Origin of the sequence: Glutamicibacter sp. NPDC087344, from assembly GCF_044744225.1 — a bacterium.
Lineage (GTDB): Bacteria > Actinomycetota > Actinomycetes > Actinomycetales > Micrococcaceae > Glutamicibacter.
On sequence record NZ_JBIUXY010000001.1, the window covers coordinates 209,078 to 229,084 of the forward strand.

The 20,007-nt window shown below is 53.4% G+C and carries 14 protein-coding genes and 1 pseudogene; 2 read left to right on the forward strand and 13 right to left on the reverse strand.

Features of this window, described 5'->3' with window-relative positions; all coding sequences use genetic code 11:
- Positions 1 to 56: 56 nt before the first annotated feature.
- A complete protein-coding gene (locus ACIOWL_RS00965) occupies positions 57 to 2,411 on the reverse strand; it encodes a polysaccharide pyruvyl transferase family protein (RefSeq protein WP_400380530.1) in 2,355 nt (784 codons plus the stop codon).
- Between the two features lie 417 nt (positions 2,412 to 2,828).
- On the reverse strand, positions 2,829 to 4,424 hold the full coding sequence (serA, locus tag ACIOWL_RS00970; protein ID WP_400380533.1) for a phosphoglycerate dehydrogenase: 1,596 nt from the start codon (positions 4,422 to 4,424) through the stop codon (positions 2,829 to 2,831).
- A gap of 1,434 nt (positions 4,425 to 5,858) precedes the next feature.
- Here serA and ACIOWL_RS00975 point away from each other — a divergent pair.
- Positions 5,859 to 7,307 (forward strand): family 16 glycosylhydrolase, encoded by a 1,449-nt coding sequence (locus tag ACIOWL_RS00975; RefSeq protein WP_400380536.1) that lies wholly within the window; start codon positions 5,859 to 5,861, stop codon positions 7,305 to 7,307.
- Positions 7,308 to 7,616: 309 nt separating this feature from the next.
- Here the strand turns inward: ACIOWL_RS00975 and ACIOWL_RS00980 are convergent, their stop codons facing one another.
- The 3 genes from ACIOWL_RS00980 to ACIOWL_RS00990 are packed head-to-tail and all read right to left on the reverse strand — an operon-like array spanning position 7,617 to position 11,375.
- Entirely contained in the window at positions 7,617 to 9,185 is a 1,569-nt protein-coding gene (locus ACIOWL_RS00980) for a lipopolysaccharide biosynthesis protein (RefSeq protein WP_400380539.1), read from the reverse strand.
- On the reverse strand, positions 9,178 to 10,491 hold the full coding sequence (locus tag ACIOWL_RS00985) for an O-antigen ligase family protein (RefSeq protein WP_400380542.1): 1,314 nt from the start codon (positions 10,489 to 10,491) through the stop codon (positions 9,178 to 9,180). Before ACIOWL_RS00985 ends, ACIOWL_RS00980 begins: the two co-directional genes overlap by 8 nt.
- Positions 10,488 to 11,375 (reverse strand): glycosyltransferase family 2 protein, encoded by an 888-nt coding sequence (locus tag ACIOWL_RS00990; RefSeq protein ID WP_400381522.1) that lies wholly within the window; start codon positions 11,373 to 11,375, stop codon positions 10,488 to 10,490. Before ACIOWL_RS00990 ends, ACIOWL_RS00985 begins: the two co-directional genes overlap by 4 nt.
- Between ACIOWL_RS00990 and ACIOWL_RS00995 the strand changes: the two genes are divergently transcribed.
- On the forward strand, positions 11,323 to 11,451 hold the full coding sequence (locus tag ACIOWL_RS00995; protein ID WP_400381541.1) for a hypothetical protein: 129 nt from the start codon (positions 11,323 to 11,325) through the stop codon (positions 11,449 to 11,451). The genes ACIOWL_RS00990 and ACIOWL_RS00995 overlap by 53 nt on opposite strands.
- On the opposite strand, the gene ACIOWL_RS01000 is transcribed toward ACIOWL_RS00995, so the two are convergent.
- The 8 genes and pseudogenes from ACIOWL_RS01000 to ACIOWL_RS01035 form a co-directional block, all read right to left on the reverse strand.
- Entirely contained in the window at positions 11,444 to 12,103 is a 660-nt protein-coding gene (locus ACIOWL_RS01000) for a CDP-alcohol phosphatidyltransferase family protein (protein WP_400380545.1), read from the reverse strand. The genes ACIOWL_RS00995 and ACIOWL_RS01000 overlap by 8 nt on opposite strands.
- A 283-nt stretch (positions 12,104 to 12,386) precedes the next feature.
- The gene (locus tag ACIOWL_RS01005; protein WP_400381543.1) at positions 12,387 to 14,363 is read right to left on the reverse strand and encodes a hypothetical protein; all 1,977 of its coding nucleotides are present in this window, start codon (positions 14,361 to 14,363) and stop codon (positions 12,387 to 12,389) included.
- Positions 14,364 to 15,002: 639 nt separating this feature from the next.
- Positions 15,003 to 15,239 (reverse strand): annotated as a pseudogene (locus ACIOWL_RS01010) (hypothetical protein); the annotation flags it as partial.
- A 20-nt stretch (positions 15,240 to 15,259) separates the two neighbouring features.
- Positions 15,260 to 16,036 (reverse strand): hypothetical protein, encoded by a 777-nt coding sequence (locus ACIOWL_RS01015; RefSeq protein WP_400380548.1) that lies wholly within the window; start codon positions 16,034 to 16,036, stop codon positions 15,260 to 15,262.
- The gene (locus tag ACIOWL_RS01020; RefSeq protein WP_400380550.1) at positions 16,033 to 16,740 is read right to left on the reverse strand and encodes a hypothetical protein; all 708 of its coding nucleotides are present in this window, start codon (positions 16,738 to 16,740) and stop codon (positions 16,033 to 16,035) included. Before ACIOWL_RS01020 ends, ACIOWL_RS01015 begins: the two co-directional genes overlap by 4 nt.
- Positions 16,737 to 17,186, reverse strand: coding sequence for a PssD/Cps14F family polysaccharide biosynthesis glycosyltransferase (gene pssD, locus ACIOWL_RS01025; RefSeq protein ID WP_400380552.1), 450 nt, complete (start codon positions 17,184 to 17,186; stop codon positions 16,737 to 16,739). Before pssD ends, ACIOWL_RS01020 begins: the two co-directional genes overlap by 4 nt.
- A gap of 45 nt (positions 17,187 to 17,231) precedes the next feature.
- Positions 17,232 to 18,680 (reverse strand): YveK family protein, encoded by a 1,449-nt coding sequence (locus ACIOWL_RS01030; RefSeq protein ID WP_400380554.1) that lies wholly within the window; start codon positions 18,678 to 18,680, stop codon positions 17,232 to 17,234.
- A gap of 458 nt (positions 18,681 to 19,138) precedes the next feature.
- Positions 19,139 to 19,573 carry an adenylyltransferase/cytidyltransferase family protein gene (locus tag ACIOWL_RS01035; RefSeq protein ID WP_400381525.1) on the reverse strand — a complete coding sequence of 145 codons (435 nt, stop codon included), beginning with the start codon at positions 19,571 to 19,573 and terminating at the stop codon, positions 19,139 to 19,141.
- Positions 19,574 to 20,007: the final 434 nt, after the last annotated feature.

The following is a 20,007-nucleotide window of genomic DNA, read 5'->3' on the forward strand; positions in this document are numbered from 1 at the left end:
ACCTAACGGATCAGCATTTCGTAGCAATAAATTCAAATAACCTATAATTATGATTTTCAAATTTCAAAGTTCGAAGGGAAGGCGTCTAGTAGTGCATTAAAGTTGAACTTATTTGAAGGGACACGAGAGGACTTGGAAACACTTCTTATCGCACCAGCGTTGATCTGAGATGACTTTATGCTGAAGCTACTCACACTATCTCGATCAATTACCGAAAAGAAATCTTCAAACTTAAACTGATCTCCGGCAAGAACTTGATCTTCAATTCGCAACCAAGTCCACGGAATTCCATACGCTTGAGCGACAATTATACCGTGCAATGAAGTCGATACAACGTTTCTCGAATTAGCGATTACTGAGATTACTTCCTCGGCAGTAGATTCTACGTTGACAACATGAAGATCCTGAGACATATCGGTGAAGTATTTCGCGTGCATGTAATGAGGAATAACCGTCGTGTCACTAGCTTTATCGGCACTTGGACGATAGAAACGCGGCAACAGTAGAGCCGGATCTCCAAATACTCTCGGTACTACCCAGCCCATCTTTTGTGTTAGCTCTTTGTATGTACGCCAACCCCGCACAGCATGAATTTGCCTAGGATTCACCCTAGACAAATTCGCGATACTCTTTGAATGCAACGGTGCAATCAGACCTGTGCCCCAGATATCTATCCGTTCGCGTTCCATCAAGTTTAGAACAGACCCCACAGTGACCAACGTGCTACCTTGCATGTCACTGTCCTTCATGTTCTTTACTGGACGTCCCGTAATCGAGCCGACTAGCATAGGACCAATCAGATCGCCAAAGTTCGTCCTTCCGTTCCACCAATAGGTGGGCACAGCAGTCGAAGACTCTTCGCGACGCAGTTCCTGCGGGTACAAAAGCTCGTAATTACGTTGTGAGATCCAGCGAACCTGATCAAAAATCGATTCAGCGAATACCTTAGGCGAGACGTCTGATTCCAAGGTCAAGAGCATTACTCTATCGGAGGCAAGCGACAGCGACCTATTGGCAAAGAGTGCTCTGATCCACTGGCTGTTGGAATCGCTCAATCGAATGTACGCGACAACTTTATCGTCAATGAGGTCGATGGTAATACTAATGGTTCGCCCGTTAATAATCGTCTGAAATTCGATGCAGTTGTCACTGGTAACAAAGGCTTTACCACATTGAAAATCAAATCGCATTCCATTTAGGCCATCAGCGAGATAAGTGAGGATCGGTTTGCGAAGAAAATTTCCAGACGACGCATCTTCAGCTGGATCATTAGAGACTCTAATGCCCGATTCGACTAGATTCTTAGAAAGCACGTGATCAAAAATGTGATGGGAAGTATCCAGCTGTTGCGGTTTGGATCTGGCCGTTTTCCAATTATTACTAATCCCTCGGAAATGACGATGAGTCACTAGATCAGTCTTTGTTAGTTTGTATCCAGCCAGGCTATGAGTCTTCCACTGGCTCGCTGTTGTTGTTAACCGAGGCAAAATGGACCATTTCTGCGTCGTCGGCGCTTCGCGCGGATCAAAGTAGCCAAAACTACCAAAAGACGTTGTCCCCGAGGAGTTCAGATTTTCATCGATAAGAACATTGTTGATCCATCGACCGCTGTATGCAATACCGCCGGTTTGTAATTCGTCAATAATATGAAGAACCGACTGGCCACCATTAGACATGACCAACTCATCGATATCTGCAGAAATAACGAGGTTCGCTTTTTTCAAGAATCGATGGCGGGCGTGTTCAAGAATACTATATTCAGTGAAGTCGGAATCCCAAGGTGCATTATTCATTCCTTCCCAATTTCCCCCTTGAGGTCCGAATTTAAAGGGCCATTCGACGACAACACCAACTTCTAGACCCTCTATCTTACGCATCATATCCATCAAAGCTAAACTGTCATAGTCGCTTGAGCTGTTATCATACAAAAGGACAGCGTTAATTTCCTGAACTTCCACATGAAACTTGATCCAGTCGCGAATCCATTCCAAATCATTATTTTTTGACTTGGTTACAAGTACATTCCGTGATGTCATGACGTCCAAGAATGATTCACCAATTGAGAGTTTATGCTGAATCCCAAGCCCAGTGAATAATACGTCGTTTGTTCGGTGGTCAAAGCGAATCCATGATGACTGGGTCCTGTCCAAATCGCAGAATTTTCCTTCAATAGGAGGGCGATGTCCCGACTGAAAATTCTCTGGACCCACGTACTCGGCCAAATTTAAAAGAGGTGGACCGGAGAAGCGAATATTTTCTCCGTCGTGAAATGCATCGTAGAAGATTGTCTGGGAATCAAACTTCTCCAAGTAGTCGGGTTGCTGTTGATTGATTGGCCGCGGAGGTTTTCTAAAAACACTGTTTCCTGGCTCCAGCGTTAGCGGTGACAATGTGACTATGGAAGAGAACATCTGATTCCTATTGGTATTCTTGAGCTGCACTATCCAGTATCAGGAAAAGTGGTGCGGCTTCGATGTCGTGGTATCAAGATCTCGCATCGCGGCCGCACCTACGATCAACGCCCAACAAGCGAACGAATGCGGGCACGATGAAGATGGTAATAGTGCTTACGTTGTAATATTTCGCGTCTCATCATACCCGATGACTGACAGTGCAGGAGGCACCCGCCTCACCTCTTGCATGACGTATCAAGCGAACCAGAAATTGACTGTCCTTCTGTTGAAACGAAGTCAATACGTGCTTGACGTGAAAATCATGAAGTCTTCCTCGTACTCGTCCTAGCGAAAGCCGGATAATTTGCGGTTTATGCGTGAAGCGCTTCGGCATCAGTTACGCTCATCTTGATGCCGAATCGCACACAACTGACTCTAGTCTTCTAAATTGATCTCTCGGGCAACGCTCGCACCAATCGCGGTGCCGACAACGTCCAGTACCCCCTGTGGCAAAGCTGAATCGATGCTGATTACTGCCAGAGCCTCAGCGCTCTTCTCATCTCGCGATACCTGCATACCGGCGATGTTGACGCCCTGCTCTCCCAAAACGTTACCCAAGGCACCAACTACGCCTGGACGGTCTGAGTAGCGAACAATGATCATGTGGTCGGAAATCGGGATCTCGATCTCGTGTCCGTTGATACCGACGAGCTTTTCAATCTGCTTCGGCCCGGTCAGGGTACCGGCTACGGCCAACTGTGCACCTTCGTTGCTTGCACCCTTGATGGTGAGCTGGTTACGGTACTCAGGCGAGTCGCTGGTCTTGATCAGTCGAGTTGCTACACCACGCTGCTCTGCAAGAACCGGCGCGTTCACGTAGGAGACCTGGTCCGAAACGACGTCCATGAAAACACCCTTGAGTGCCGACAGCTCCAATGCTTTGACGTCCAGTTCTGCGATTTCGCCAGCCACAACAACGTCGATGCTGGTGAGCGACCCTGAAGTCAGTGCGTTGAAGATCCGACCAAGCTTTTCGATCAACGGGATACCTGGGCGGACGTTCTCGTCGATGACACCGCCGGCAACATTTACGGCATCCGGAACAAGTTCGCCAGCCAGCGCCAGGCGCACAGACTTCGCGACCGATACGCCGGCCTTTTCCTGTGCTTCATCGGTGGAAGCGCCCAGGTGCGGGGTGACGGTGACGTTGTCGAATTCAAAGAACGGAAGGTCGGTGCTCGGCTCACTGACAAAGACGTCAATACCGGCACCGGCGATCTCGTCATTCTTTAAGGCTTCATACAGTGCCGCTTCATCAACCAGACCACCACGAGCTACGTTGACTACGTAAGCCGTGTTCTTCATCTTGGCAAAAGCGTCTTTGCCAAGCATCCCAAGAGTCTCAGGGGTCTTCGGCATATGGATGGTGATGAAATCAGCCTGCGCCAACAGTTCGTCAAGGGTCACCAAAGTGACACCAAGCTGGGAGGCACGTGCTGGCGTGACGTATGGATCAAATGCAATGATGTCCATGCCGAAGCCCTGGAGACGTGCTGCAACCAAGGCACCGATACGACCCAGACCAATGATGCCGGCCTTCTTCTCAAAAAGCTCAACACCGGTATAGGAGCTACGCTTCCAGGCGCCACCCTTCAGCGAAGCATTGGCTGCGGGGATGCGACGAGCCAAGGAGACAATGTGTCCCACGGTCAGTTCTGCAGCTGAGATGATGTTCGAGGTGGGTGCGTTGACCACCATGACGCCAGCCTGGGTGGCGGACTTGATGTCAACGTTGTCCAAGCCTACGCCGGCACGGGCAATGACCTTCAGGTTTTTGGCTGCGGCAATGGCCTCTGCATCAACCTGGGTGGCGGAACGAACGAGGATTGCATCAACGTCAGCAATGGCTTCGAGCAGCTGAGAGCGGTCTGCTCCGTCGGTCTGACGAATTTCAAAGTCGGGACCGAGTGCCGCGACGGTAGCGGGCGAGAGCTGTTCGGCCAGAAGTACGATTGGTTTGTTGTCAGACACGGGAGTGACACCTTTGCGATTTCATTGGGCTGGTGGCTTGCATGGAGCGCTTCCTGAAAGAGCTCCGTTAATCAGACTAACCCCTCGCATGAGGCGTTTTGCCTTGAATTCCCGCATGTTACGAAGCAAATTGTGAACTTTGTGAAAATTTTCACGAACCCCTAGAATGGCTAGGTGTACGCCCGTAATGTACATGGCTGCACGGACTTATTACTCCCCCGATACGTCACGAATTATATTGCAGATCATCCCTCTGAGCTTGGCAACGAACTTTCTACTTCCATCATTCTTCGCGCTGAAGACGGTTTCAAAAATAGGTTTCCTGATACCAGGTCGATAGCGGCAAGTTCTTTTCTGCTCGTCACAAACCATCGATCAACAATGTCGCTGGGAAGCCGGATTACACACTCGCGTTGCCCCACCCTCCGTTGGTGATCCACGCAAGTTCTCATCAGGTATGCACGCACGCAAGCATCCACCCTGAAAGATATCTGCACCGAGCCCGCGTGGCGGCCGTCTGCTCCACCCTTACGACAACGACAGCCCTGATATCAAACCGTGGACTTAACTTGCCTTGCCCTCGGGCACATATGCGCCCGAGTGGGCCACAGGCTTGGGCCAATCATCTCCAGCGGACAACACAATCCACATAACGCGACTGGACGGCAATCGTGCAGCATTCATTGGTGCGCCTACTGTTATGAGACATTTTGGCAAGCATTGGCCTGCCCAACATCGACTTGCATAATCACTCAACGCACAAAATTTGCCCCGAATACTCACCGCCAGGAAGTCTTCCCACAGTCATGCCTAGTCGGCACCGCTGCTGGCCAAACTTGACCAACGGACCCCATAGCCCCATCGCCATGTCAACAGTTCGTGATTTAACTTACGCTCGGATTACCATTCTGGTGAGAATCACAAGGTATCCAAAGTGATTTCATACGTTACGGCGGAAGATTAGCATCATCGGCGAATGCCACTGGTCAACATTCCATTCGAACTGCTCCGCAAGGCCCTCAGTCATGCCTCAAGAGTCGCTCGTTGACGCAGTTTTTTGGCCCCAAACCGCAAGAGCAACCACCTTTATAACGATTTGCTAACAATATTGGATGCGTGCAACCATATTTCTCGTCCGATGCGGAGTGCCTCCCCCAGATTTGCACTCCCCCCATCAATTTGTGCTTGACGCCGATATCCCCCGGTGCTTGCTCGCTTTACAGACCTATGATTTGAGGCCTCCCCTTGACGAATATCGATTTCGAGACCCCCAGCTCGCAACATCGACCCAACACGAAACGAATTGTGAAAGCAGTCGTCGCAACCGCAGCGCTCGCCACGGCAATAGCGATCGTATCGCCGGTGCTTGGAAACTCCGCTCCAGCCGACGCCGCATCGAAATACACAGTTGGTACAGCCATTGTCTCGGACTCGATGTCTCGTACACAGGCTTCCGGGTGGGGCAAATACTCGTCTTCGGTGTCCTTCAGCAGCAAGGGCAGCGAGTTTTCCGTCAATGGCTCCAAGGCGCAGATTGCATTGCCAGCTTCCGGCCAGACCAAAGCTGTGAGCGCCAGTTACAATCTTCAGGATGTCGTCGCAAACTACAAGGTTTCAACCAATGCCCTTGCGACTACCGGTGCAGGGATCTACTCATCTCTCCATGCACGTAAGTCAACGGCCGGCGACTACCGCACCACCCTGCGAGTATCCCCTCAGGGTGTTACTTACCTAGAGCTGAACCGGTGGACCAGCAGTGGAATGAAGTCGCTAGCCACCCCCGTGAAACTCGGCTTCAAAGTTGCGGCCAACAAGCAAGTCAATCTCAAACTTGAAGTTACCGGGAAACCAGCTGTTAGCGTGCGCGCCAAAGCATGGCTCGTTGGAAGCACAGAGCCTACGGCTTGGAACATTTCTGCTACCGATTCTTCCAGCGACGCAATTACCGGTGTCGGCACCGTTGATGTCAGCGCGTACCGCGGTAGCAACAGTCCAGTGTCGACGTTGTCATATGACGACCTTGTCATCTCGCCTATGAAGCTGGCCACCGGTTCCACAGCTACTCCTGTGACCCCGACCGTGCCGACAACACCAACCACTCCTACTACTCCGCCATCAACCACAAACGGCTATGTTGCTGGCTGGGGTAATCCGGTATGGCAAGACGAGTTTTCCGGATCTTTGTCGAAGTGGACGGTTCGTGACGACTCAACCCACGGTGTTCTGTCCTACGACCGCGCCATCATCAAAAAAGAAAACGCAACCACCAAAAATGGCATCTTGACGATCCAGGGTAAGCGCATGGACAAGCCCGTGGTTAAGAGCGGCACCCGCGAATTCTCCACCGGCTACCTCGACAGCATTGGGAAGTTCTCCCAAAAGTACGGTCGTTGGGAAATGCGTGCACAGCTGCCGCTGACCAAGGGAAATGCCAAGGGTGTCTGGCCAGCGTTCTGGCTCCGTCCAGACGGCGCCGCCACCGGCGGTGAAATTGACATCATGGAGGCGTACGGAACTCCACATACAGCTAATACTTCGTTCGATCCGTTCAACCGTAGCGAAGGAACCCTTCACTACGACCAGACGGGTAAGAGCAAAACTAACTCCTGGATCCCTGTGACCGATCTTTCCGGTGGATACCACACCTGGACCTTCGAATGGACTCCAGACGGCATGACATGGCTATTCGACGGCAAGGCCTACAAGACCGTGAAGCGAGCTGGAAACGCTGCCTATGAGAAGGCTTTCGAAACGGCTGCCAAGTTCCATGTTCGCCTGAACATGCAGTACGGCTCACCGTACTGGGGAATGCCTGATTCGACCACCAAGGACACCGCAGACTTCAAGATCGACTATGTCCGCGCATGGTCGTACAAAGGCTAGCTCTGCCAATCTGAAGCAAAAGCACGCTTCTCTTCGGATCCGGGGTGGACTTCACCGCTAAGTTCATCCTTGGTTCGATAGCCCAGGGTTATTCGTCCGCATCGCTCGGCTGGTCTACTCCAGCCGAGCGATGCGTCATTGTTCCCGCAAATCAAATGCTCATGGTCCAAGTGCGCGGTTTTCCCTCTCGGGTCTTCCAGTATCTGACTCAACACCAATCTGTGCTCTGCAGCTGCGAAGGAATCCCAGGAAAACAAGTTATGACACCAGCGGCACGTCTTCATGGCTGGCTCTAGAGGAACACCGCCGCTAGTTTTCAGCCGGGTGCAACTTGGCAATAATCCGAGACGCTCGAATCCCGTCGACTACTTTCTCCAGTCCAAGCCGGCGGCGAAATTTGAGGGACAAAAACAAATACAAAGGAACTGCCGTGGCAAGCTGCAATCCAAGTGCCAACAAGCTGGGTCCAAATACTACACGCCAAACGATTCCTGCTACGCCGAATAGGAGCAGGGATGTTGCCGCCAGCGGAAGCATCTGACGCAGCGGTGCACCGAATCCCATCGCCCGCGAAACTTGGATAGTCGCCAAAAGGCAGTCAACTAGCACGGCAACGGACCATGCCGTGACGGCTCCTAGAAGACCCCACGCAGGAACAAGCCACAAGTTCAATACGAGGGCCGCCAAGAGGGCACATGTTTTGTTGCCGAGTTGCCAGCGGCTCTTACCTGCCATGAGGAGCAAACTCTGAACTCCTCCGGCCGAGACGACAAGCATCATCACCAGGCTAATAATTGCCAAAGGCAGCGCCCCGGCAGCAAAACCCGGGCCAAAGAGCGACAGGACTGCTGGAGCAAAGATGGCCAGCGTCAGGTAAAAGGGCCAGGCACAGAAGACCAGCAACTTTGCGGTGTCACCAAACAGTTGTTTTGCACCTTGCCTATTTCCAACGGCCAGGCAGGCACTGAGCATGGGGCCAGTCACCAGGCGCGCGGTGTGTTCCAGCATGACACCCAACCGGACGCAACGGTTGACGGCACCGTAGATTCCCGCTGCGGCAGGGCCCAGAAACACGGCCACGGCGATAACATCAATCCACTCCAGCATTGTCTCAACCAGTGCACTGGCTCCGCGGGCGGATGAGAACCCCCAAAATCCCCTGAATGAGACCTTAGCCGAGGGTAATCCGTCGGAATCAGCCGTGAATTCATCCTTTCCATGCCGAATCCGCCGCAGCGTCTGCCACGTCACCACACAGGCCAGGAGGGCGGCGAGCGCTGTTGGAAAACTCCACGCGGCCGCGAGCTGGATCATGGTTCCACCCACAGCGACAGCCACCACAACGGCTGAGAAGCGAAGCGCCGGAAGCAGAATATTCTGTAACGCGCTGAAGGTTGCTACCCGCCCCAGTCCACGCAAAGCTCCAAAGGCAAGGTTCATTATCGTTGCCGGAACAAGCAGCGGCGCCATAACCCTGATTGTTCCAGCCAATCCGGCGACTCCTAGCCGCGTTTCCAACGATTCCGCGCTCATCCACAACGCAATACCCAACAACAGCGCCAAGACAACAGCCGGAACTCCGGCCACGGTCAGTGTGCTGCCCAGGTACTTTGTTGCGCCGACCGCCTTTTGGGCGGCAAGGTTCCTTACCAGCCCGGTGTCAGCGCCGAAGGTGGCCAGGGTTATCGCGATGGAGAAAAAGGCCACAATCTGAAAGAACTGACCGGTTCCGTCTTCTCCGACCTGATGTCCTAGATAGATGGTGATGCCAAATGCCAACAAAGCACCACTGAACACACCCAAAAAGGTCAATACTGTGGTGGTCGCTGTTGATTGGCGTTTCGTCTCGTGATCCATCGCCGTCGAGGGATCAGTCATTGGTTCCCACGTACCTTTGCCTCAACAACAAGGCAAAAACTATGGACAAGACCGACAGCTGAAGCACCGACAGTCCATAAAAAGGGATAAGCGATATTCCACTGATCAGTGCAGCATGAAGCCACACATCGGGCATCGTGCTGACCCGCCGTGTGCGGATCACTGCACCAACAAAAAAATACAAAAACAGGAACAGGCCAACAAACCCATAACAAAACATCAGTGTCCAAAGGAATCCCTGAGACCCGAGCGACACTCCAATGGTGGGATCAATTCGCGGACTTCCATGGCCCAGCAACGGCGCTTGAAGGCTTTGCTCCCAGGTTTTCAGATACAGCGCCATACGGCCACCTGTTGAATCGCTGAACTCTTGCCGTCCGAGAATTCCGCTCACGGCCCCGCTCGCCACAAGAACTAGCGTCATCGTTGTCGTTCCGATAACAGTCAGGACCGCAACTTTCCAGTGCCCCAGCCCAACATGGCGCATGAGTGCGTAAGCCAGCGCAACCATCAATCCCACAAACATGCCGCGATTACTCGTTGCCACAGCTGGAATGAAGGAAAAAACAAGGACCATTCCAAGAAGAATCGAACGCTTGCGGCTGGTCAACGTCGCGATCCGCGAAAGCACTACCGGAACCAGCACCGCGAATGCCGCACCCCAACTATTCGCATACGGGAAGGGGGCGGCTGGTCGAACGAACGGCTCAGGGGCACCCCACGGTTGTTGGACCTCAGCCAAGGGAGGCATCACAAGATTGCGAACGAGCTCGTTCGAGGTAATCGACTCTGAGAGCAGCATTCCCACTGGCGTTTTTAATCTGACGTCAGGGATGAGCAGTGCCAAGAACCCCAGAACAACCATGGCGAGCCATATCACCACAAGATAATTCACCACACGGTTTTTCGACAGCGAAAAACCTGCATTGCTCACATACACCATGCACACTCCGGCCAGGATCAGATCCGAGACGCGCATTCCATAACCGATAAGATCTCCAGCTCCTTGAACACCAATGACGGTGGCGCCAACCCAGAGGAGAAACATAAACCACGGGGCAATCCCGGGGAACATCATAAGATTTTTGGCGTTCAACAAGTAGAAGATCATGACGACGGCCAGCACGGGAGACATCACTGGCACGGCACCCAGCGCCCACCACACCGGGAATCCGACGATGAGCGCGAAAATCGGCCAGCTAGGCAAGGCCCCCGCACGCGTTGCTACGTGTCGAATCGGGAGTTCTGCATTGAGACTGTCTAGGTCATGTTTGGAGGCTAGGTGCCGGTGCGGTGTCACGGTCATAACCCACGCCCGACCTTTTGCATGGCCTTGACTAACCACGCCGCGTTAACACAACCGGTGGAGACTATTAGCGCCGCATAGGCGCGCAATTGCGTCGGGTCTCGATGCAATGCACTTCGAGCCCACCGTCGAGCTTGGATTCGCTCGCCAAGAGCTGCATGGGCAAACGCCACTTGGCCAGCAATCCTCGCGACACCCTTGGGGCTGCGTTCAAACTCCGGAAATTTGCGAAGCAGGTAGGTCAGCCCAGAGGCAATGTTCTCCCATCGACCCGCAAAAAAGGATGGCCGGTCCCATAGAACACCAACAAGTGGTTCTGGGTTTGAGTGGATCTTCCCGAAGCGTGTAGCTCGAAGCAGTAGATCGTAGTCTTCACCGTACCCGGCAGGGAGTTGCTCATCAACCAGCCCGATTCGCCCGGTCAGGTCATGACGTCGATACAGCATGGTGGATGGGTGAATCGCAGTGACCCTGGATCGCAGAAAATCATCAAACGTCACTTCTTCTGGCGGTTTGCGAATGATGTTCGTTCCGTCGGTTCGGATATCGATACCGCTGGCCAAGGCCACCGCCTCTGGAACGTTGTTCCAGGTGTTCAGCTGCTGAGTGATTTTTTCTGGATGCCAATGATCATCATCGTCGCAAAACCCGATAATTTCCCCCGACGCGGCAAGGATTCCGGTGTTACGCCCACCGGCCAAACCTGGAGTTCGAGAATTCGGGATCGTAATGATCTTCCGCCTCGGAAGGGTTTCCACATCCTCCAGTTCATCAACCGGGATCTTGTCGAACACAATCACAATCTCAATCACACCGACGTAGGTTTGATTGATGATTGAGCGCACAGCCTTCCGCAACAGCTCCGGCCGCCCACAGGTCGTGATGACCGCACTGATGCTCGGGCTTACGTGGCCTGGCGCGGTTGCCGGTGTCACCTCTTCTCGAATCGAAGTCATCTAACCCGCACCCCCAGGTGCACAAACTTTCGTCGTGCCGATATTCCAGCAAAGATCAACGAGAACAGAAAAAGAAGCACATAACTTGCGGCAAAAAGTACTGGGCTCCCCCACAGCACAAAAACCCAGCACATGATTCCCGTATCTGCAGGAATGATCAGTACCGACCAGAGCGCTCCTTTCCGGTGGGGTTCGGCGGAGGACACCCCGGGAGAGGCAACCGGCAGTTGAGCAACACGCTGCCGGGTCAACTGTTCGGCCAAAATTTGGCTCGTAAAATGTCCAACCGCCACCAGGGCAAACACCAGCGGAAGATAACTCAGCCAGGGGTCAAAATTGAACCAACGCTCAAAGCCGATGAAGACCGCCAGGTGCAGCGCCGGGGTTCGAACTGCATCAACCACATGATCCAACCATTCACCGGCCGGACTGCCTTTCCCGGTAGTCCTGGCCACCTGACCGTCGGCAGAATCCATGATGTAGCCCAAGGCCAGGAGAGAAGCCACCAGTACACCCGTGCCCCAGCTTTGTGGAAGGACCACGAGCAATACCAGCCCGACAAAACTCGAGCAGGCGCTGAGCACCGTCACGGTATTCGGTCCGATACCAGATGACACCGCGGCGGCGGCGAACACCCTTGCTGCCCGTCGGTTCACCCAACGAGTGTAGGCCGGAACTCCGTCGCCGGGCTTTTGAGCATGGTCGAGTTCCTTCAAAACCTGTGTAAAGGACGGGCGCCCTTCCACCACTACCCCAGCATCTTTTGTTCCCACAGTTCCCCCGAAATGTACGAATCCAATCGATCAAACAGTCCTTGTTTTGATCTTCTACCTCATTTCCGCCGACACCATCTCTTCACCCATAAAGCGGATGCTCCCTTGCCTGACGTAGAAATGCCGTTGGGATCAGGATGATGCCGGTGGTTGAATGCAGCGTGGCCTAGTTGCCCATGGTGGCCACCAGTTTCAGATCAAATGATGAATTCGGAGTGCTCCGGTAATTCGAATGGACCTCGACACTCAACGTATTGTTTCCGGTGCGTACCGCGGTGGCCGGAAGTGAGACCTCCAAGGGATTCGCCGTCGCCGTTGCTGTACTGGGGGCAGCCGTCGCGTAGGAGCCGAAGGTGATGGTTCCGGTACCCATATTCGCCCGAGTCACCTCGACCCCGTTGAGGTACACCACAAGTCCGTCATCTGCGCGGGTCGCAAGGTCTAGGCTTGCAACCTTGCTGGCGTCATCGACGGTGAAAGACTTTCGCAGATGATACGACAGCGGTTTAGTTCCTTCGGCGGTGAGGGTAGTCTCAATCGCGGCGGTACCCCATCCCAAAGGAGCCTTTCCCGAGGCCCAGGCAGTATCGTCGAAACTTACCCCCGTCCAGCCTGTCGGCGGCGCACTATTTTCGAACCGATACTTCCAGTTCTCTCCGGTGACAATAAAATCAATCGTTCCGGCTGGCACCGTCACGGTGGACGCCACAACCACCTTCGAGGATGCCGAACGGTTGCCCGAGGCATCAATGGCCCGGACAAAGTAGCGGCCTCCGTCAACGTGATCCACTGCGGCACTCAGCCCGGTGGTTGTGGTGGCAACGGTGCGATCCCCCCGAAGGATCTGATACCCGGAAGGCGATCCGCTGGACGCAGTCCACGTCAGGGTATCGGTGGTTCCGTTGCTGACAACCTTGAGCCCACCGGGGGTGCCGGGGGCCGTCGAATCGTTGAGGGCGAAGCGGGCAAACCCGCCCGACCATTGTCCGGCACCTGTGGTGCTGACTGATGACACTAGGTCTCCGCCGCTCCATAGGACACCGCGGCTGTCAACGAAGTTGCCCCAGATACCGTATCCGCCACGTCCCTTGATCACAGGGTTGAACTGCGGCAGGTAATTCCCGGTGGTTGCGTCCCAGATCCCCACAAGGTTGATCTTGTCCGCAATCGTCCAGTTTGGCCCTGGTCCCGGCCAGACCGTACCGTCGGTGTAATTCCAATTGCCACAGTGGCAGCCCGCATAGATCAGACCGTTTTGTCCGGTGACATCCTGGAAGTCGCCGCCCGCACGGGTGATGTTGGTCGAGAGCCGTTGAAATGTCGAAGGGTTAAAACTAAACAGGCTGTGTTCTGACCCGCCAAGCCACACCCGGCCACCCTCATCAGCAATTCCAAATTGGAAGTGTGCCGTCGCGCTGGGGGTCCAACTCCACGGATCAACTGCTGCATTGGCTGTGGTCCGAATCGCAGCCGCGGCATCCGTAGGCGTTCCATTAGAGGTGGTGAAATAGCCCGAGGCGTACAACCGGTTTCCATCTTTTGACGGAGCGACGTCCAGCACCGTTCCGTTGAAGGCCGGGTTCCACGTTCGATCCGCGGTTCCATCAATCACAGACACCCTGGCAGCTGACCTCGCATAAACAGGACTGGTGTTGGTCCCGCCGGTGAGATGAGTAAAGGCACCGCCAATGTAAAGCCAATTTCCGCTCACGCCCAAGGACCTGACCGACACGGAACCACCGGAAATCCGGTTTTCCATCGCCACTTTCCACGCGGTGGAAGTAGCACCGGTTGTTGGATTGAGCGCAACGATTCCTACCGCAGGTTGTCCGTTGACAACGGTAAACTCTCCACCGGCAACCAGCAAACCATTGGGCAGGGCAATCAGTTCCTTGACCTGACCGTTAAAAGTGGGTTTGAATCCCGGCAAAAATTCTCCCGTAGTTACATCGAAGGCAGCTACATAGGATTGCGTCACGCGGCTGCCGCCACTGGAGTTCTTTTGCACATACTGGAAGTTGCCACCCACAAATACGGATTGTCCTACCTGGGCAAATGTCTGAGCTTCGGTGCGCAACTCGCCGCTGCCCGAGGCCAGGCCATTCACTCCCCACACCGTAGGCATCGCTCCGGTCAGCTGCATCGATCGTTGTTCGTACTTTGATGTTCCATTGTCAGAAATCGCAGCAAAGGAAACGTCGGCTTGCAGCAATTTAGGCCGCAGATACATCTGTGTGAAGGGTCGCGCGCTACCGAGCCCCGTTGTAGCGGACCAGAGGAAACTATCACTAGAGTTTGTGCCGGTGATAGTTGATCCATAGGCCCATCCTTGGGTCCACCCCTGCGCTTGGGTTTCACGCGTATCAACTCGGTTGACCCCCTGCCCCGAACCGAATGTCGAGGTCGCGCCACCATTGCCAGCAAGACTTCCGAACTTATATGTAGTCACCGGTGTTTCGGAAGAAAATGCCCAAGTCCAGCGTTCCCTCTTGTTTGTTTGAAAACGGGCTTCCTGCCATTGACTTCCTGCCGTATCCAATGCTCGGCGCAGCCGAATGCCGTCGGCCAAAGTCTGGGCAGACTTTCCGTTAAGCAACTGGTCAATGGTTGTAGACGCCAGCTGTTTGGGCGCGAAGGCACCCGTACCCGTAACAACGTTGCGGACTTGAGCAGTGGTCCCGAGCCCCTCATACGTTTCTTTCCAGCCTTGCCGCCCACGCCCAATCAGAACCCAACCACCTCCGTCAGTTACCTGATCACAGAAAAACTGTTCGGGTGCGGACATCGCTGGCGTTTGCAGCCAGTAAATACCCGAAGCAGCAGCGGGATTCACAGTCTTAACTTCCCAGCACGAAGCCGCTGCATTACCCTGGCTGGAGCCATCGAATGTCGGTACTCCGTCAGCTTGTGCTGGCGGGCTGACGACATTCATGGTGGAAGCTACAAGGCCAACGGCAGCTAACGCGCAAAGCGCCAAACCTTTTGCCCCGCCTGAACTGAAATTCAAAGTAAGTTTCATGATTTCGACCAAACCTAAGATCAACAATCTGGATTTTCAGGAAAGATGTGGTCAACTACGAAAAGTTGCCCTTCGCGTTCCTGAAGATCGTAAATATTTAATGCTGTTCGTGTCCCTGGTTCCACCCTCGCCGTGACAACAAACCCGTCAGGCTCCGAGACCTGGAGATCGCTGGAGTCGAGGCATAGATAAACACGGTGGGTAGGTACGTCATCAATGACTAGATCCTCCACCTTCGATTCACCGATCACGACAACCTTGCCCGATTGCTTCCAGTTGTTGTTCGCATACTCCGTGAACTGAGCTTCGAGCTCTCCCAGTGCGGCCCCGGTGGCGAATTCGCTGTAATCAGGTGGCTCCGGAAGTGTCGTTTCCGGGCTCAACACATTTTTGTCAAAGTTCGGTGAGGTCAGCCCTTCAGTCTCCGCGATGAATCCCTCGGTCACGGAAGCCTCCTGCTCATCGCCTTCACGGGAATCCTTCGGCCACGTTTTCGGTGTCTTTATGTCTTCGGCGGAAGCCTTTGATGTTTTATTCGGCGTGGATTCACTTTGCTTCGCACTGGATTCGGATTTAGCGGTTGGCTCCTGGGTATCGTCCTCCGTAGGGCTGTCTTTCGTTTTTGTTGCTTTCGTTTCCGGTTCAGTGCTGGAGGCCGCGGGAGATTGACTTGCCACGGTGGCGGAGGTTTCAGAAGACGCTGCCTGTGGGTCTTCCGAAACACACCCAGTGGCTCCAGCGAGGCAAAACATCGAAATCGCCAGAAACGACATCGAAGCGACATGCGGTTTTTTCATGGCCAAGCCCGATTTTGAGCTTCATTCTGCGGCCCCCAAAAAATCATCCGGTGCGCATCATCCTGAATGATCCCTTGGCCCTGGGGTTGAGATTTTCGTTCTTCGTGAGATACAGACATTCTTGCTCTCAAGAGGCGCCAGGATCTCCTGGCTATTTGAGATTTTCTAGGTTCGCTGAACAGCCTCTCAATTTCATCACCTAAGACTCGGGATGCGAGTTCAGTCTGGCTAATTCTGGGACTCTTATGAAATTGTTCCGGATGCCCCAGCGCAAGTTCGAGCGAATTCCTCAATTGGTCCTCAGAATTCACAAACACAGCTTCGCCATGCGCATCCATGGTTTCAGTAAAAGCAATTTGATGCCCGTCAACAACTTCGTTGCGTTCCGGCCACCTTGGTACTGCAATAGGCAATACACCCACTTGGCGGGCGTCGAGAATGGAACCTGGTCCACCCTGCACGATAACCACCTTGGCATCGGCATACAGGTCCAGCAACTCCAACCGAGACACCCTGCTTATCCCTAAGGCATGTTTTGGTTCATGGCTGGCCCCATATTGAACCAGGCACGTTGGACAGTTGTCTTGACAAGCCAGCCAATCGTCGACCCAGTCGATTAGCCGATCAAACAAGTGAAGATCGGTACCTACCGAAACCACGATCTCCGGGCGGATGCCTCCGAGCGTCTCTTCCAGTGTTTTCATAATAAATGTCCAATATTCACGGCATCGGGATAAAACCTCTTTTGCTCGTCCCACTGCACACAAAATAGGTCACTTATCGGGTAACAAATTGTTCCGCTGAGCGTCGGCAGTGTGATCCTGTCGAAACATTCAACGTACACAGTTCTAATCTTCATCATTTTGCAGACGATAAAAAACGGTACACTGACTCCGGCGCCATTTGAGATGACTAAGTCCGGACGAATCCTTCGCAAGGTGGGCCATGCGAGCCAAAAGTTCTTGACTGCATTGGGGATATTTCTAGACGTTGGGAAATAGGCCCAGGTGATCTCCTCGCCTTCCAACGTTGAGACAACTTCGGTCTGTTTGAAAGTCACCCATTCGTGTTCATGACGCCCCCACCACGTCTTGAGTGATACGAGCTGGGCCAGGTGCCCACCTGGTGAAGTTACGAGTAGGATTTTCATTTGTCACCGCTTCCAGCAAAACTAACACTAACGGACTATGCGGCTCTAGCCGACTTTTACTTTGCTTCGAATTGGAACGTCATAGGGTTCCGAATTTGATGGATATTCGTTTCTCTTGCTGCGACGTTTGATAAATACCAAAAACACCGATGACTCATCTATCCCATCGCAGATCTCCAAATAGCGGGATACGGCCGTCAACGATGTCGACTGATCAATCAGAAGTACGATCGAATCCAGAAATCTATCGCACAGCATTGCAACCCTGGTTGCCTCGACGTGTGACGGTATCCCCGTGAGCACCGCATCCAGACTCGACCACAAACTCAACTCTGATTTTTCGGGCCAGCCACGATCAAGCTCTTCGGGCAGCACGGCAGCTATCGATTGACTATGGAAATGCCTGGCTTGCGATTTCAGAACCTGAGCGAAGGTTCTACGTATTTGCGACTCGGGGAACCGCCCAAGACTAAGGAACCCTACTGCACGACTCGGTCCGATGAGTCGGGTTTCAGCTCCCATCTGCGCTCGGACGATCCACCGCACACCTTCGAGGTCCGCCGGATCAGTCACTTCGAAAACTTTCCGCCCGGTACGCTCCGCGAGGCGAGCCGCGTTTCCAGTCGATCGACTTAGACGATCTCTCACTAGGGCCGCGATAACACCAAGTATGAGACCGCCGGCGACACCCGCAACCAGGTAGACGTCCATGCCGGGGTACATTCTTGTGTCGGTGGCATCCGCGAACCCAATGATTCTTCCGGGGTTTTCAGCAACCAGAGCAAGGTCATTTCGCTGGTTAATGAGGTCAGACAGAACCAAATTGGACGCTGAAGTGCCAGTTTCAGATTGATCAATAGCGGCAATCCTCTTGTCGATTGCTTCAATGTACGTATTGGCTACCTGGGATGCGCCTTCGGCCCGGAACTCCAAATATGCGGCAGCCAAGGCGTTGGCCTTGTTCACTGCACGCTCCGGATCGCTGTCAACAACGGTCACAGTCAGAACTTGTGAACCTTGGGGTGCTTCAATGCTCGCATTCTCGCTAAGCGAAGAAGCACTGACGTCTTCTCCAAGATTCTCGGCGGCTCGGCGAGCAACTTCACCTGAACTAAGAATTGCTCGTTCCGTGGTGATGTTGATCTGCTGGTTCGCTGTTGCGGAAGAAAACGGGTTAGTGGTTAAGGGGTTTACGGTTAGCACCGTTTTCGCGGAATAGTTCGTGCCACTAATGACACCGAACGCCAACGATGCGAAAACGGTGACAATGAATACTACGCACACCGTCTTCCACCGATAGGCGATACGACGCCATAGGTCAGCTAGCAGCATTGGCTGCTTATTCTCCTGCAAAGCGGGCCCCCCAACACGTAGGTGACGTGCCCAAACTTTGAAAAACGTTGCACGTGCACCGTCACTACCCCAGTTGGTTTCCAGCATAGGCACGAAGCCGCTTCTGAGCACGGGCAATAGGATACTCAAAATAAGGCTCAATTTACGTGGATTCTATTTTTCGCTCACTTGAAATTCACTTGGATGACAGGTTGCGTGCGGACGGGTCGGTTGTCTATACTCCGTAGGCTCGAAGTGCTACTGTCTATGAACCAGCGAGCACGTCCCAATCGATTGAGTGATCTCCTGTCACCACACTCACCGCCGGACAACGAGAGCGACGGATTATCACGGCTTCAAAGAGTTGAGGCCTTCACATAGACCAAATTTGCCGCTGGGTTTAGGTTCTTGCCTCCTTACACCGTCACGTGACCAAGAAGCGGTCAGCCCAACGTGAAAATGTGTTTACCGACCGCCAAAACTCATCAGCTGGGGCCCTCGGTGCCTGAATCATCAGATGGACTTGAGTTTTCGAAGACGTGAACCATCGCGCAGTCGATCCAGCTCACCCGTGACCCACCCACGGTCCGCCGAGCACCCGCACCAAATTTTTCGATGCTTCATCGGTTCGCTTTGGCGATGCTTTCAAAATTTTCGAGCGCGAGACGAAGCTTCGTAGAGGAGGTGTGCAAGGTATACGGCAGATACTCAACGTCGACTCCGTGCTCGTGGAAACGTTGTTCAAGATCTAGCCCCTTCGGGGTGCCACGCCAGTCATCACCTTTGAAAAAGACGGTGAACCTTAGATCTCGCCACGTATCAAGTTTGTCTGGCAGAGTTTCGAGAATTGCCTCGTCAACAAACCGAAGGCTTTGGACAATGCTCAGTCGCTCCTCTTCAGGAATGAACGGTTTAATACCCTTAACCTGCTCGCACATTGCATCCGAAACCACACCCGCAATCAGGTAATCGCAGTGTTGTTTTGCCTGCCGAAGAATATTGAGGTGACCGATATGGAACAAGTCATAGGCTCCCGCTGCATAGCCAACTCTCAAGGACTTGGGCCAACGCCGCTCGTGTTTCACACTGATTCGTGGCGGTAATTCAAGTTTGGAGTCGATGAGGTTCCGATGGAGACTTGTGCTCAATGGAAACAGATTCCGGGCAATCGCCTCGGTATCTGTCGAGGGTTGCGTTCCATCCGTTGACTGGTTCAGCTTTGGCGCGCCACACGAAAATTTGACGGTATCACGATCGAGAAAGTTCTCCACTGGTGCCCGCTCCCCAAGCGTTACTGAGCCATTGCAAGTCTCAAGATTCACTTCTCACCATAGAGCCAGATAACCTCGGACAGCACCGGAACCTATACTCGTTTTCGCTGCCTTGAAGCAAGAATCCCTGTAGTCGCTCACTCGAAAATCCCTTGATGTCATCGGGGCCAGGAACGCATTTGGGTAATTTCGCCATCCTAGGCCAGTCTGCAATGCTT

What these genes read in the sequence shown, in the direction of transcription:
- ACIOWL_RS01015 (WP_400380548.1), bottom strand. Translation starts at nt 16,036, where the DNA reads ATGAAAAAACCGCATGTCGCTTCGATGTCGTTTCTGGCGATTTCGATG.
- ACIOWL_RS01005 (WP_400381543.1), bottom strand. Translation starts at nt 14,363, where the DNA reads ATGCAGCTGACCGGAGCGATGCCTACGGTGTGGGGAGTGAATGGCCTG.
- ACIOWL_RS00975 (WP_400380536.1), top strand. Translation starts at nt 5,859, where the DNA reads ATGTCTCGTACACAGGCTTCCGGGTGGGGCAAATACTCGTCTTCGGTG.
- ACIOWL_RS00985 (WP_400380542.1), bottom strand. Translation starts at nt 10,491, where the DNA reads ATGACCGTGACACCGCACCGGCACCTAGCCTCCAAACATGACCTAGAC.
- ACIOWL_RS01020 (WP_400380550.1), bottom strand. Translation starts at nt 16,740, where the DNA reads ATGAAAACACTGGAAGAGACGCTCGGAGGCATCCGCCCGGAGATCGTG.
- pssD (WP_400380552.1), bottom strand. Translation starts at nt 17,186, where the DNA reads ATGAAAATCCTACTCGTAACTTCACCAGGTGGGCACCTGGCCCAGCTC.
- ACIOWL_RS00995 (WP_400381541.1), top strand. Translation starts at nt 11,323, where the DNA reads ATGATTGAGCGCACAGCCTTCCGCAACAGCTCCGGCCGCCCACAGGTC.
- ACIOWL_RS00980 (WP_400380539.1), bottom strand. Translation starts at nt 9,185, where the DNA reads ATGACTGATCCCTCGACGGCGATGGATCACGAGACGAAACGCCAATCA.
- ACIOWL_RS00965 (WP_400380530.1), bottom strand. Translation starts at nt 2,411, where the DNA reads ATGTTCTCTTCCATAGTCACATTGTCACCGCTAACGCTGGAGCCAGGA.